This window comes from Rhodoferax sp. GT1R46, assembly GCF_056521285.1.
The window spans coordinates 24,912-38,669 of the sequence record NZ_JBWMBC010000011.1 but is presented as its reverse complement, the minus strand read 5'-3'; the positions used below and the strand labels follow the sequence as shown (position 1 = coordinate 38,669).

The window sequence follows — 13,758 nt, the reverse complement described above, 5'->3', positions numbered from 1 at the left end:
TTCTTCATTATTTTGTTGCCGCATACCCGTTGGGGTTGTTGCGTTGCCAGCGCCACGCATCCTCGCACATGGCATCCAGTCCGCTCTGTGCGCTCCAGCACAGAAGGGCTTGCGCCGTCCCGGGATCGGCATAACAGGAAGCGATATCACCCTCACGTCGGGGTGCAATTTCGTAAGGCACGGGTCGCCCACTGGCTTTTTCGAATGCCCGCACCATATCCAGCACGCTGTAGCCCACACCGGTGCCGAGATTAATGGCCCGGCATTCGGCGTGATTCTCCAGCCGCTCCAGCGCTTTCAGGTGGCCCATTGCGAGGTCCACCACATGGATGTAATCACGCACACCGGTTCCGTCGGGTGTGGCGTAGTCGTTACCCCAGACATTGAGAAATGCGCGCCGCCCCACCGCCACCTGCGCGACAAAAGGCAACAGGTTGTTCGGGATTCCCTGTGGGTCCTCTCCAATCAGGCCACTGCGGTGGGCTCCCACCGGATTGAAATAGCGCAGGATGCTGATACGCCAACTGGCATCACTGCGGTGCAGGTCGCGCAGCATCTCTTCAATCACCAGCTTGGTCTGCCCGTAGGGGTTGGTGGTGGACAGGGGATGGTCTTCCATCAACGGCAAACGCTGCGGGTCACCGTACACGGTTGCTGATGAGCTGAACACCAGCGTCTTGACCCCACACTCGCCCATCGCCTCCAGCAGGCGAACGGTGCCCACCACATTGTTGTCATAGTAAGCCAGCGGGTTTTGCACCGACTCACCCACCGCCTTGAGACCCGCGAAATGGATAACGGCCGTGGCGCCGCTGTCGCGCAGTGCCGCTGCCAGAGCGGCACGATCCCGTATATCGCCCTGATACAGCGCAGGCCGCTTGCCGGTAATGCGCTCCACCCGCGCCAGCGCTTCAGGCTGGCTGTTGGAGAAGTTGTCAAACACGGCCACCTGCTGCCCCGCGTTCAACAACTCAACGCAGGTGTGGGAGCCAATGTAGCCCGCGCCGCCGGTGATAAAAATCGTCAATTGCTGCTTTCGTGAGTAGGGTGAATAACATTACCAAGCCAAAACCCGTTTGCCAAAGTGGGCAGCTTAAACGGCTAATTCAGGCAACTGGCGAGTGCGGCTCCAGCCGCGTCTTTGGCCGAGAGTTGTGGCGGACTGCCAAGATCAGGCCACGCGATTGCAACGGCGGGGTCATTCCAGGCAAGGCAACGCTCATGCTCGGGAGCGTAATAGTCCGTCGTTTTGTACAAGAACTCTGCGCTGTCGGACAACACCAAAAATCCGTGCGCCAAACCGGGCGGAATCCATAGCTGGCGATTATTATCGGCTGACAGCATTTCACCCACCCACCGGCCAAATGTAGGCGAATCCGGGCGAATATCGACGGCCACGTCAAACACCTCGCCGGCCACCACCCGCACCAGCTTGCCTTGCGGATGGATCACCTGGTAGTGCAAGCCACGCAGCACACCCTTGGCGGATTTGGAGTGGTTGTCCTGCACAAAATTCACATCCAGCCCAGTGGCCTGTGCAAAAGCGCGCTGGTTAAAGCTCTCAAAAAAGAAACCCCGTGCATCACCAAACACCCTGGGTTCAATCAGCAGCACATCGGCGATGGCGCACGGCGTTACCTTCATCAATACACCGTCTCTTTCAACAGGCGTTGCAAATACTGGCCGTAGCCCGACTTGGCCAGCGGCGCAGCCAGCTTCTCCAGCTGCGCGTCTGTGATCCACCCCGAGCGCCAGGCGATCTCTTCGGGAGCGGCCACTTTGAGACCCTGGCGGTTTTCAATGGTGTAGATGAACTGGCTTGCTTCCAGCATGGACTCGTGGGTGCCGGTGTCCAGCCACGCATAGCCGCGGCCCATGGTTTGCACATCCAGCGTGCCCTGCTCCAGGTAGAGGCGGTTCAGGTCGGTTATTTCCAGCTCGCCGCGGGCAGACGGCTTGACCTGTTTGGCGAGCGCTACGACCTGGGTGTCATAAAAATACAAGCCCGTCACGGCGTACCGTGACTTGGGTGCCTTGGGCTTTTCTTCCAGGCTGATGGCACGGCCCTGTTCATTGAATTCGACCACACCGTAGCGTTCCGGGTCTTGTACCGCATAGGCAAACACCGTGGCGCCCTGCGTCTGGGCATTGGCGCTGCTGAGCAGGCCTGCAAAGTCGTGGCCATAGAAGATGTTGTCGCCCAGAACCAGGGCGCTGGGGGCGCCATTCAGAAACCTTTCGCCGATCAAAAAGGCCTGCGCCAGTCCATCGGGTGAGGGTTGCACTGCGTAGCTGAGCTGCAAGCCCCACTGGCTTCCGTCGCCGAGCAACTGCTCAAAGCGCGGCGTGTCTTGCGGGGTGGAAATGATCAGCACCTCGCGAATGCCCGCCAAGAGCAGAACGCTCAGCGGGTAATAGATCATGGGCTTGTCGTAGATGGGCAGCAGCTGCTTGCTGACCACCTGCGTGGCGGGGTACAGGCGCGTGCCAGAGCCACCAGCAAGGATGATGCCTTTGCGGGCTTGGGTTGTGGTCATGTGTTTTCCCCGGAAATTTCTTGCAGCATGCGCTGCACCTGAAGCTGCCAGTGCGGCAGTGTGAGTTGAAAAACAGCCTGCAGCCGAGTGGTGTCGAGCCGCGAATTGAGCGGACGCTGCGCAGGCGTGGGGTAACTGGAGGTCGCAATGGGCGCCACCTTGTCAGCAGTGGCCTTGAGTTGCCAACCCAGCGCCTGGGCTTGGGCCAGCACGTAACTGGCGTAACCATGCCAGCTGGTTTCGCCCGATGCCACGCAGTGGTACAAGCCCGCCAGCTCGGGTTTTTGCAGCGCCGCACGCAGGGCATGGGCGGTGACGTCGGCCAGCAGTTCGGCCGACGTGGGCGCGCCAAACTGGTCGGCAATCACGGTCAGCGCCTCGCGGTCTTTGGCCAGACGCAACATGGTTTTGGCAAAGTTGCCTCCGCGTGCGGCATACACCCAACTGGTTCGAAAAATGAGGTGGCGGTGGCAGGTGGCAACCGCTGTTTCGCCTTCGAGCTTGGTCTGGCCATACACACTCAAGGGCCCAGTGGCGTCCGCCTCGCGCCAGGGCTGGGTGCCACTGCCGTCAAACACGTAGTCGGTGGAGTAGTGGACCAGCCAGGAACCCAGAGCCTGCGATTCGGCTGCCAACACGGCTGGCGCCAGTGCATTCAGGGTGCGGGCCAACCCGGGCTCGCTCTCGGCCTTGTCCACCGCAGTGTGGGCGGCGGCGTTCACGATCACATCGGGCCTCACCACGCGAATGGTCTCGGCCAAACCAGCCAAATTGCTGAAGTCACCACACAACTGCTGAGGATTCTGGGTGGCATCAAAGTCCAGTGCCACCACCTCGCCCAGCACGCTCAAAGAACGCTGCAGCTCCCAGCCCACCTGGCCGCCCCGACCGAACAGCAGAATCTTCATGGCTGGGCTCCTTCGCCGTATTGCTTCGCGACCCATTCCCGATAGCCGCCACTGAGCACGTTGGCGACCCAGTCGGGGTTGTCCAGATACCACTGCACCGTTTTGCGAATGCCGGTCTCAAAGGTTTCGGCGGGCTTCCAGCGCAACTCCTGCTCAATCTTGCGGGCGTCAATGGCGTATCGACGGTCATGGCCCGGGCGGTCGGTTACGTAGGTAATTTGTTCCTGGTAGGGCTTTCCGTCTGCACGGGGTTTGAGTTCGTCCAGCAGGGCGCAGACGGTATGCACGATATCCAGGTTGGGCTTCTCGTTCCAGCCGCCCACGTTGTAGACCTCCCCCAGCCTGCCGGCCTCGAGCACACGGCGGATAGCACTACAGTGATCTTTGACGTAGAGCCAGTCGCGAATCTGCTGGCCATCGCCATACACTGGCAGGGGCTTGCCGGCCTGTGCATTGACGATCATCAGCGGAATCAGCTTCTCGGGAAAGTGGAACGGTCCATAGTTGTTACTGCAATTGGTAGTGAGCACTGGCAAACCATAGGTGTGGTGGTAGGCGCGCACCAGATGGTCGCTGGCAGCCTTGCTGGCGCTGTACGGACTATTGGGCTCGTACCGATGGGTCTCGGTGAAGGCCGCTTCGCCGTTTGCGAGGGATCCATACACCTCATCGGTAGAAACATGCAAAAACCGGAACGCCACCTTGGCCTCCGCTGGCAAGCCGCCCCAATAAGCTCGAACGTTTTCAAGCAGATTGAAAGTGCCAACAATATTGGTGTAGATGAAGTCCGCGGGCCCATGAATGGACCGGTCCACATGCGATTCAGCAGCAAAGTTCAACACCGCGCGCGGCTGGTAGCGCGTCAGCAGGTCAGCGACCAGCGCCGCATCGCCAAAATCACCATGCACAAACACATGCCGCGCGTCGTCCGCCAAAGAGGCGAGATTTTGCAGATTGCCTGCGTAGGTGAGCTTATCAAGATTGACCACCGTTTCGTCCGACTGGTCGAGCCAGTCCAGACAGAAATTGCTGCCGATGAAACCGGCGCCGCCGGTGATGAGAATCGTCATTTTTTCGCCCCTGGAACTTGGTTCTGAATTGTCCACGATAAAAGCGACAGCGACAGGACCACTGCGGCACTTGGGTGAAACCTGGAGTCAAATGGTTGAGCACAAAAAAAAGCACCGGAGACCAGTGCTTTTTACAGGAGGCAGTTCTGAATCAGAGGGTGGTTTGCTTGCGGCGACGCGTGGCAACGAAACCCACCAGAGCGGCTCCCAAAAGCGCCAAGGAACCTGGCTCCGGCGTTTTGTTGCATGTTGTGCCAGTCAAAGTACCACTGCAAGTGTTACCACTGACAGACAGGACTTTGAAAGAATCGTTACCCCCACCCAAATTAGTCCCCGTTCCGTAGGCGACGCTGTATGCGCTGATCAGCCAGTAGCTGGAATAGGTACTCGCGGCGTTGATGGTCGCTGTTCCGCCTGCAGTCGTACCATTGGAAGCACCTACGTTAGCGTAGTTACCAACCAAGCTCCAACCAGCGGAAAGCAAACCAGAACCTGCCATCGTAGGCTTTGTGCCCGCAGCACCAGCCCAAGCCAATACGGAGAGATCCGAATCGTTGTAATTGACCCTCCCCCCGGTGGCCGAGAAAGCACAGCTACCCGTTCCGTTGTTGGCACTGATACAGGGATTGTCGGTACCGTTCCAACCTATCGCGAGACTTGAAAGATTGACAGGCCCGGACGTGAAATTGAGCATCAATGCTTCAATCCCGTAACCATTATCTATTGCATGTGGTCCGGTGGCTGATGAGTTTTCATTGCCAGAGACGACGCCCAAACCCGTCCCCCAGTTGTAAACCGTCGCAGCCGCGAACGTGGTCCCTGTAGTGGGGGAAGCCTTGGAACCCGTTCCGGTGGTCCAGCCACTGACCGTAACGGAAGGAATGCCAGCGCAAGCCTGGCTTGTTGCATTCATCTGGCAGTCCTGCTGCAGATTTTGTGTCCATGTCGCCGCCGCAAACACAGCCGGAACCGACGCAACGAAAGCCAAGGCCACCATCAGTCTGGTGATTTGAAATGAAAAATTTTTGATAGTAAGCATGGTCTAAACCCCTTGATCCTGTCGCGTAGCCAGCAATCTAATCTGATTCTTGACATGGAATGCAATTATCGAGCCAAACTAAAAATTCTTTACGATTCAATGACTTGTCCCAAGCACGTCTCCCATATCACTCAGCGCTGTAAAAAAAGCTGACACCTTTCAACTGCTGCATTAGCGAACCAATCGCAAAAGTTTCTCCGCTTCGGCCGCAGACTCAAAATTGCGCCCGCCCTTCAAGGCCACTTCCAACTCTTCCTTCGCCTCCACCTTACGCCCCGTTTGCGCAAGTGCCACGGCCAAGTGGTAGCGAATCTCCGGGTTGCCTGGCTCGCGCAGGCGCGCATCCCGCAGCACCTGAACCGCACGGTCCGGCTGGCCGTTTTGCAATAGCGCCCAACCCAGCGTATCAATGAGCAACGGGTTACCCGGCGCCTTGCCAAGCGCAAGTTCTGCTGTTTTGACGGCGCCTGGATCTTTCAGGCGTAACTGTACATTGGCCAAATTATTCAAAGCTTCCGCGTCATCGGGATTGATTTTTAACGCCGCATCGTAGGTAAGACGGGCTGCACTGAAATTTCCGGCGCGCGCATAACTATCGGCCAGCGCCTTGCGAGCAGCGTTGTCCTGTGTATTGACTTTGAGCCAGCCTTCTATCAATTGCTGGCCTGTCTTTTCACCCTCCGACGAGGAAAGTGCCCGGAATAGCTGCAAAAGTGTGCTGCTGGAAGGCTCTGCGCGGTGGGCCCTCCGGTAAGCGTCGACTGCAGAACCAGTTTGGCCCTTGACCATGGCTATATCGCCTTGCAGGCTGAATCCAACCGCCCGTTTGGGGTTGAGGGTGACGATGCCAAGCGCACGCTTGTCTGCCTTGGCGACATTGCCTGTGCGCAAGTCCACGGCCGTCATCAGGGCTTGGGCGGGCAAATAGTCGGGACTGCTGGAAAGCGCCTTCTCCAGGCTGTATGCGGCACCAGCCGGATTGCTGGCTGCAAGCTGAAGGTTGGCAATTTCAACCTGCCGCGGCGCGTTGTAATCGGCAAACCGAGTTGCCGCACCCAAGGTCGTCTTGGCAGCAGCAGCATCGCCATTGGCTAGCTGGGCGCGGCTATAGGCCATCAAAGTCGCCAAATCTTCTGGCGCCTTCGCATAGACGGTCTTGGCCGCCTCCAGTGCCGCCGCCGGATGACCATAGCGCAAGTGAAAGTCTACCAAGGCCAGGCCCCAGCGAAGGTCCTGAGGTCCGGCGATGTCTCGGGCTTTTTCAATCCAGCGCTGGGCCTCGGCTTGCTGGCCTTTCCGGTCGGCAATGACGGCCAGCTCAAAGGCCGCCTCGCTGTTGCGTGGGTCAGCTTTCAGAATATCGTTGAGCCGAACTGACGCAGTGTCATAAGCCTTGGTGGCGATCTCCAGCCTAGACAGGTTGAGTTTGGGTGACACAAGGGAACCATTGAGTTGAATGGCTTTTTCAAATGAGGTGCGTGCAGCGGCTGCATTGCCCGACTGGCCCTGTGCCATGCCCAGCATGTTGTGATAGCCAGGATTGGTAGGCTGAATTTTCACCAGCGCCTCGACAACCGGAATAGCCTTTCGGGACTGTCCACTACGCAGATACATTTGAACCAGCGCGGTAGCGGCCTGCGTTTGTCGCGGGTCGTTCTTGTAAGCCATTTCCAGTTCAGCAAGACCGCTGGCGGATTGGCCTGCGCCCACCAGACTTAGGCCCAGCACCGTGCGAAACGCCGGGTTATCCTGGGTCTTGAGTGCGTCTTGCATCAGCGCAGTAGCCTTGGCAGGACGGCCCAAGGACATCTGTGCCGAGGCCAATTGAGTCAGCGCCTGACCATCACCCGGCTGGGCCCGAAGGTAGCCCTCCAGCAAGATAACTGCTGTAGCGGGATTGCCCTCAGCCATGTAAATGCGAGCGAGCAGTTTGGTGGCAGGGCTGTTGGGCTGGACCTTCTGAAACGCCTCCAGGTACTGTTTGGCTTTTTCGCGCTGGTTCAAACTGTAATGGGCCAAGCCATTGAGCATCAGCAACTGCGGACGGTAACGAATAAAGTCAATGGGTACGGGGTCCAGCAAATCAGTCACATCCTTGAGTGCAGCATTGGCAGTGGCGGTGTCGCCCTCCCGTTCAGCCAATAATGCTTTCATATAGGCCCCGCGAGGGTCTTCAGGCGACAGTCGCTGCAGCTCTGAAACGTCTTTGCCTGCGTCAGCATACCGACCCAGATCCAGGTAAATACCGGCGCGAGACACCCTCGCCTCAATATTCTCCGGCTGGGATTGCAGTACACGGTCATAGGACTGCAATGCCGCAGTCATATCACCCCGAACGTGCTGAATGGATCCCTTTTGATACCAACCCTCGGGCGAGTCAGGCGTCAAGAGTATGGCCTTGTCGGCTGCCTCCATCGCCTCTTTGAATTGGCGGGCTCGAATGCGAACCGAAACCTCAGCCAGCCAGACATCGGCAGACCGGCTGTCAATACTTCGCGCCTCTTCTATTGCCTTCATGGCTTCGCGGGACCTGCCCAGGTCAGCAAAGGCGGCGGCTCTGAGCAACTGCAATTGCAGCTGGGTAGCTGGCGGCAGTCCGGCGGGGTTGAACGTGGATTGTTCGAGCATAGGCAAGTGTTTACCTTGCGCCAAGTAGGCTTGACCAAGGGGAATAACGATCTCAGCCCGGTTCACACCCAGACGCAAGGCCTCCAGCATGGCCACTTCAGCAGCCGCGACTTCCCCGTTTTGCATAAGCGCCTTGCCCAGCAGCACTTGCACCGGCAACAAGGTTTTATCGACCTGCAATGCGTTTTTGAGCTGAATGATGGCGCCGGGGATGTCCTTTTTCTCGTACCGCACCAAAGCATCTTCGTAGAACCGGGAAGCTTTGCTATCGGCAGCCCGCGCCTCCAGTGAAACAGATACACACAAGACACCCAACAACGCACCAACAGCGCTATTGCGCAAACCCGTGAGGTTGACAAGCCGGTTCCGAGAATTGCCAAGCGCATCCAACAATTTAAATTTGGCCATTTTTCATCAATCAGAATTAACCAGGATGATGGTATCGCATGACACCCGATTTGCAGATGCACCTCAGGCAACGTCAACGCATTACACTCTGGCTGTAATGCGTTGTGACCCAAGTGGCTTGGCAACCCCTCCGCGACGGAATATATGCAACATTCATTTGCCTCATCCATCAAAAGGCGTCTGCACCACGCAATGCGGCGAGCCTTCGGCATCCTGCCCAGAAAACTGCGTTTTGCGGTTTACCGCGCCTTTGTGAACTGCGATCCGCAACCCGACAGCCGACTTGTTCTCAAAATTGCCGATACCAAGGAAGAACTGGAGGCCTGCTTTCGTCTGCTGCATGACGCCTATGTAGGAAGCGGATTCATGCGGCCTGACCCATCGGGCATGCGCGCCACCATCTATCACGCCCTACCCACAACTACGACACTGTGTGCCAAGTTCGACGGCGAGGTGGTTGGAACACTATCCTTGATTCGCGAGAGTGTTTTCGGATTCCCCCTCCAGTCGGTGTTTAATTTGCACCAAGTGCGCGCCAAGGGCGGCCAGATAGCGGAGGTGTCTGCCTTGGCCGTGCACCCCAAGTTCAGGAAGACAGGAGGGTCGATCCTGTTTCCGTTGATGAAGTTCATGTACGAGTACTGCACGAACTTTTTTGATACACGTCACCTGGTGATTGCGGTCAACCCGGACCGTATCGAGATGTACGAGTCACTTCTGTTTTTCAAGCGACTTGAACAATCCGTCGTGGACAACTACGATTTTGCAAACGGTGCGCCAGCAGTGGGCGCCAGCCTTGACCTGCAAAGGGCGGAGTCGATTCTCAAGCAAGTCTATGGCAAGAAGTCTCCAGCCAAAAACCTCTATGCATATTTCGTGCGAACGCGGATGCAAAACATCATCATGCCTTCGAGACGTTACTTCACGACCAATGACCCGGTCATGACTCCTGACCTGCTGGACTACTTTTTTAACGAATGCACCTCCACTTTCAGCCAGTTGGACGAGCGACATAAATCATTGCTCCATTCCATTTATGACACTGAAAAATACCAGTCAGTTTTGCCGACAACTTTCGCCGATTCATCTCCCCACAGTAAACGCAGGAAGCACCAGCGTTATTCGTTGATGTGTCCAGGAAAATTTGCGTACCCCGACCAAAAGAATAAAGGGCCTTTCGCGTTACGCGTCGTTGAACTGTCTGAAACCGGGTTCCTTGCCTATTCCAAGCACCCTCTTCGGTCCAATGTGTGGGGCGAGGCCATCATTCAACTGGGCAACGACGAGAAGTCAACGATCAAGGCTAAAGTCATCAGGGGCGAGTTCAGAGGCTCTACCGGATTCTATGGATTCAAACTGGAAGAACCCGATCTGCCCTGGCGTAAGTTTGTAGGCGTCCTGCATACAGGCGCTACGCACGAAGACTTGACGAATGCAACCCAGTTTCTGAGCGACGGGCAGACGATTATTTAGCGCTGCGTCCTTGCAAAAGCTGAAGAACAAACTTGGAGGGTATCGCGTAACTGATACCCGACGGGTGGGTCAGCGCTGACTCACGCGTCCCTTTGAGAAAAACCATGTTGACTACGCCGATGACTTCACCGTTGTCCGGATCAAAGAGTGGACCACCACTGTTGCCTGGGTAGGCTGTGCCATCGAGTTGAAATATTTCAAAGCTGCCGGCGCGCAAACTACGAATTGCTTTTTCATTGAGTTGCTGTGCTGTCGGGGTAGGCAGCGCCGCAGAGGTGATTGACGACACTGTGGCGCGGTGCGTAACAGGAGAGAACCCCAGCGCGCCACCAATCGGGAAGCCCATAAACGCAACTGCATGTCCTTCCCGGACCGTACCAGAATCTCTTACAACGAGCGCAGATACCGGAGCACCCTCGATGCGAAGCAGCGCGAGATCGTGCTGCACATCACGATCCTGCAAAGTGGCGGCTCGCATTTGCAGCGCACCATCTACCCCTCTGACCTGCACTACCAAGTTCAAATCCGAGGTATCCTCAGTAGCATCGGGAAGAACATGCGCATTCGTTATAACCTGCTGGCCATTCCCCACCACAAAGCCTGTACCTCGCAGCCTGAACCGCGGGCTGTCGGTCGTGCGGAAGGTCCCAACGATGACCACCGAAGGCTTGACTCGCGTGATGGAGTCGGGAAGGTCCGCTTGGGCGGCGTGACCGATACCGAGCAACGCCATTACGTAGACTCGAAACAAAGGCAAGAAAGATGACAAACGCTGCCTGATCATATAGACGCACCCCAAAATGTTTGGGTATATCACTTTTCCGCAAATAGCTTGTGCGAAATGTGATAGATCAGCAACGGCAACGGCATTCGCAACCAATGGCTGCGTGCAAAAATCATCCAGTGCCCCATCGGTGTGGATATCCCCGCGGCCGAAGAGTGATTGGGACGCAACGCATGTTCAAAAAGCCATGCCCTCATCCAGCGAGGCCAACGCGTCGACGTACGTTTTTGTAAATTGCCACGTATTGAAGCAGGTACAGGGGTGTTATATATCCGGCAGGACTGCTGGAGTACATCAACCACCGGTTGAGTCAGACCCAAATGATCAGCCCGGTCTAGCAGAGCATCCCAAAACTGGCTGTCTGCACCAAAATCGGTGAGGAGCGCGTGGAGATCCAAGAGATCCCGAAGTCCTTTATGGAACTCCCCAAAGAACAAATGGCATGCCGAGTGGATGACCATATCCTCCCGCGACAGTACCTTGAAGAACGACCATTCACCAGCTAATGGCTTGGCTGCCGTGAAGAAATCATTGGGATCTGGACGTATGCCGGAGGTTGGAGGAAGAATGGTGTGATGGACATCCAGCGCAGTGGCTCTATTTTTGTGCTCTAGCGGAGGAATCTCATGCATCCAGTCCCGATAGTAACGTTCGTCGTACGCATTGGTGTGTGTTGCAAACCAGCCTGCCCATGTCAGGCGCTCTTCGACCGCTGGCAACGCTGACTTGGGTACCAATATGTCGATGTCGTTGAAAATTCTACCGACTGACGCTCGATTATTCTGAGCGCAGTAGGCTGCACCCTTCAGCAAGATGACGGGGACCCCCAGTGGCTGAAGAATTTCTTGCAATCCACGGAGTTCATGGCGCACTGCGACTGCATGTTTTTCAGAGATCGTCCAGGCGGCGTCTAGATGGCGTCGTGCTTCTTCGGGCGCACAGTCCAGGTTTCCGGTGGAACCGAGGGTGTGATGCAGCTGCCCCATCAGTTCTGCCGCGCGACTTTGCCACACAAGGCGCTCCCAGTTGCGCGTATCCAATTCAGCCGCCAAATCAGGCTTGGACAGAACCGAGGCCAGTAAATGGGGATTCGCGACGATTGCCGTCATTCAGTTTCCTGCCACAAGCGTTCAATTTCCGGAACGACCTGATCGAAGGACGAATAGGAAATACGGGATGCGTGGACTTGGTCAATTAGACGGCCGATTGCATCGAAACCATCCCCAGCCAGCACTGAAAAGTTGAAAGTATGCCGTGCAATTTCAAGGAAGGCCTGAGCAGATCCGACCTTTTCGCTGAAGAGGTGGGTGCCCTTGGCATATTTGGGGAAAACCACCAAAGCAGGCTTGGCGGACAAAGCGATCGAGCCCACGCTGGCGGCAGGCGGCTTCATGTGGGCAATGGATCCCTTGGCGGTGTCGTGGCACACCGGACTCAATTCGACGTCAGCGCCAAGCGCCCCGACAACCCCTATAGATGCATTCTTTAGACTGATCGGCCTCGCGATGGGCAACACTTGCCCACTTACGAGATCAACCAGAGCCAACTCATCGGACAGAAGGCGCCAGCCTCGGTGTACCAATGCTGCGCACAGCGTGCTCTTTCCTGAGCCAGGGTCCGCTGCCAAAATCAGAGCCCGGCCATTCTTCTCTACGACCGCCGCATGAATAACCAGGTAGCTGTGTGCATGAGACGAAATCACCCAATTCAAGCCCCATTCCATCATGGGAAACGCTTGGCCAATAGGCAACGGCTTAAAAGGAATTCGCCCGTCACAGCTGAAGCTTACCTGCTTCCGCACGAACTTGCGCAAGTAGTTCGGCGCTTCGAGTTTCACCTCAAAATCAACATAGGCCGATTCATCCGCTATCGGGAAATCAGCATAGATCTTGTGCAACACCCAAGCCAAGGGTGCCAGGCCGGAATGGATGCTGACGTTGAATGGTCCGCAAGGGATGCGCAAACCCTGAAATGCCAAGCGTACTCGCACCTCTGCCAAGGAAAGTTGGTGAATTTTCAATTGCCAGAGTCAAGGATTTTTAGTGACAACAACTCTTCGACGAATTGAACTGGGAACGAAGAAATCGCGGCCTCGCAGTCGAATGTCTCCAGCGTACCCGCTCCAGATTTCAAAGAAGCAGCCAGAGGTGATGATGCGTGAAAAAATGCGGAAAAATGCTTTGCCAGAATATGGGTCTCACAGGTTGCGGGCACGTAAACGACGATTCCGTCGTCATATTCACGCCATTTGACCCCGCTGCATATCCGCATTACGAAGGATCACCCGTTGGTTCCGTTGCACCAGACTCCAGCTTTGTACACATCAACCTGGGCTACAAAACCAACGAGGGTTCCATTGTCAAATGCGTTTTGAAACGCAGTCTTCACGGCTGCCGGAGTTTGCATGCCAATGACAGGGTAGCGGGCGCCATAGTACGCCGCATTGAGCAATGCGGCAATTGCATGCATGGCTGTACTTACAGGTGCCGCCACTGTGTACGTTGGGTTAGCGCTTGGTCCACAATTTTGAAAAATTGTATTCGCATTGGAGAGAAAATTACGCCCAAAATAGGTGTTGAATACAAGTGTAAAAGGGTAGGCCAGTAAAGAGGGGGCTGTCCCTCGAAGCGCTACGCCATTATCGTTCCACCAGAAGCCAGGACTGCATCCGCAAGGATTAGCCGTTCCAGCTTTCGACAGGTTGCCCGACGCCAATTCAGAACCAGTACAAGAACCCCAACCCGCGACAGCTGATTTACTGGACAAAGACATTAACACCGCGCTACCAGTGACACCCAACGTACCAAGCCTGCGGCGATTCTGGTCGACACCGACGTCTTGAGGCAAATCATTATTCGCTGCGGCATCGCCTACAGGGTTCTCGTTCATATCCATTCTCCCAATATCCGAT

Annotated in this window: 12 protein-coding genes; 1 reads left to right on the top strand and 11 read right to left on the bottom strand. The window is 56.3% G+C overall.

What is annotated here, in order from left to right; genetic code table 11:
• Window positions 1-7: 7 nt before the first annotated feature.
• The 7 genes from galE to prsT all read right to left on the bottom strand — a co-directional run bounded on the left by galE (window position 8) and on the right by prsT (window position 8,590).
• Window positions 8-1,027 (bottom strand): UDP-glucose 4-epimerase GalE, encoded by a 1,020-nt coding sequence (galE, locus tag AC097W_RS19005; RefSeq protein WP_479604205.1) that lies wholly within the window; start codon window positions 1,025-1,027, stop codon window positions 8-10.
• Window positions 1,028-1,101: 74 nt separating this feature from the next.
• On the bottom strand, window positions 1,102-1,644 hold the full coding sequence (rfbC, locus tag AC097W_RS19000; protein ID WP_479604204.1) for a dTDP-4-dehydrorhamnose 3,5-epimerase: 543 nt from the start codon (window positions 1,642-1,644) through the stop codon (window positions 1,102-1,104).
• Complete coding sequence (rfbA, locus tag AC097W_RS18995) at window positions 1,644-2,537, bottom strand: glucose-1-phosphate thymidylyltransferase RfbA (protein ID WP_479604203.1); 894 nt, start codon at window positions 2,535-2,537, stop codon at window positions 1,644-1,646. The genes rfbC and rfbA overlap by 1 nt, the downstream gene beginning before the upstream one ends.
• Window positions 2,534-3,445, bottom strand: a complete 912-nt coding sequence (gene rfbD / locus AC097W_RS18990) for a dTDP-4-dehydrorhamnose reductase (protein ID WP_479604202.1) — start codon at window positions 3,443-3,445, stop codon at window positions 2,534-2,536. The genes rfbA and rfbD overlap by 4 nt, the downstream gene beginning before the upstream one ends.
• Complete coding sequence (gene rfbB / locus AC097W_RS18985) at window positions 3,442-4,515, bottom strand: dTDP-glucose 4,6-dehydratase (RefSeq protein ID WP_479604201.1); 1,074 nt, start codon at window positions 4,513-4,515, stop codon at window positions 3,442-3,444. The genes rfbD and rfbB overlap by 4 nt, the downstream gene beginning before the upstream one ends.
• A gap of 151 nt (window positions 4,516-4,666) precedes the next feature.
• The gene (xdp1, locus tag AC097W_RS18980) at window positions 4,667-5,554 is read right to left on the bottom strand and encodes an exosortase-dependent surface protein XDP1 (RefSeq protein ID WP_479604200.1); all 888 of its coding nucleotides are present in this window, start codon (window positions 5,552-5,554) and stop codon (window positions 4,667-4,669) included.
• Between the two features lie 171 nt (window positions 5,555-5,725).
• Window positions 5,726-8,590 (bottom strand): XrtA/PEP-CTERM system TPR-repeat protein PrsT, encoded by a 2,865-nt coding sequence (gene prsT / locus AC097W_RS18975; protein WP_479604199.1) that lies wholly within the window; start codon window positions 8,588-8,590, stop codon window positions 5,726-5,728.
• 144 nt (window positions 8,591-8,734) lie between these two features.
• Between prsT and AC097W_RS18970 the strand changes: the two genes are divergently transcribed.
• On the top strand, window positions 8,735-10,063 hold the full coding sequence (locus tag AC097W_RS18970) for a GNAT family N-acetyltransferase (protein ID WP_479604198.1): 1,329 nt from the start codon (window positions 8,735-8,737) through the stop codon (window positions 10,061-10,063).
• On the opposite strand, the gene AC097W_RS18965 is transcribed toward AC097W_RS18970, so the two are convergent.
• The 4 genes from AC097W_RS18965 to AC097W_RS18950 all read right to left on the bottom strand — a co-directional run bounded on the left by AC097W_RS18965 (window position 10,056) and on the right by AC097W_RS18950 (window position 13,736).
• A complete protein-coding gene (locus tag AC097W_RS18965) occupies window positions 10,056-10,796 on the bottom strand; it encodes a S1 family peptidase (protein WP_479604197.1) in 741 nt (246 codons plus the stop codon). The two genes, AC097W_RS18970 and AC097W_RS18965, sit on opposite strands and share 8 nt — an antisense overlap.
• Before the next feature lie 80 nt (window positions 10,797-10,876).
• Complete coding sequence (locus tag AC097W_RS18960) at window positions 10,877-11,956, bottom strand: nucleotidyltransferase domain-containing protein (protein ID WP_479604196.1); 1,080 nt, start codon at window positions 11,954-11,956, stop codon at window positions 10,877-10,879.
• Window positions 11,953-12,867: an HprK-related kinase A gene (locus AC097W_RS18955; RefSeq protein WP_479604195.1), complete on the bottom strand. Its 915-nt coding sequence runs from the start codon at window positions 12,865-12,867 to the stop codon at window positions 11,953-11,955. The genes AC097W_RS18960 and AC097W_RS18955 overlap by 4 nt, the downstream gene beginning before the upstream one ends.
• Before the next feature lie 260 nt (window positions 12,868-13,127).
• Window positions 13,128-13,736 (bottom strand): hypothetical protein, encoded by a 609-nt coding sequence (locus tag AC097W_RS18950; RefSeq protein ID WP_479604194.1) that lies wholly within the window; start codon window positions 13,734-13,736, stop codon window positions 13,128-13,130.
• Window positions 13,737-13,758: the final 22 nt, after the last annotated feature.

Bases quoted from the DNA above. Each gene is read 5' to 3' on its own strand.
- prsT (WP_479604199.1), bottom strand. From the start codon at position 8,590: ATGGCCAAATTTAAATTGTTGGATGCGCTTGGCAATTCTCGGAACCGG.
- xdp1 (WP_479604200.1), bottom strand. From the start codon at position 5,554: ATGCTTACTATCAAAAATTTTTCATTTCAAATCACCAGACTGATGGTG.
- rfbB (WP_479604201.1), bottom strand. From the start codon at position 4,515: ATGACGATTCTCATCACCGGCGGCGCCGGTTTCATCGGCAGCAATTTC.
- AC097W_RS18950 (WP_479604194.1), bottom strand. From the start codon at position 13,736: ATGAACGAGAACCCTGTAGGCGATGCCGCAGCGAATAATGATTTGCCT.
- AC097W_RS18970 (WP_479604198.1), top strand. From the start codon at position 8,735: ATGCAACATTCATTTGCCTCATCCATCAAAAGGCGTCTGCACCACGCA.
- rfbD (WP_479604202.1), bottom strand. From the start codon at position 3,445: ATGAAGATTCTGCTGTTCGGTCGGGGCGGCCAGGTGGGCTGGGAGCTG.
- AC097W_RS18960 (WP_479604196.1), bottom strand. From the start codon at position 11,956: ATGACGGCAATCGTCGCGAATCCCCATTTACTGGCCTCGGTTCTGTCC.
- AC097W_RS18965 (WP_479604197.1), bottom strand. From the start codon at position 10,796: ATGGCGTTGCTCGGTATCGGTCACGCCGCCCAAGCGGACCTTCCCGAC.
- rfbA (WP_479604203.1), bottom strand. From the start codon at position 2,537: ATGACCACAACCCAAGCCCGCAAAGGCATCATCCTTGCTGGTGGCTCT.
- rfbC (WP_479604204.1), bottom strand. From the start codon at position 1,644: ATGAAGGTAACGCCGTGCGCCATCGCCGATGTGCTGCTGATTGAACCC.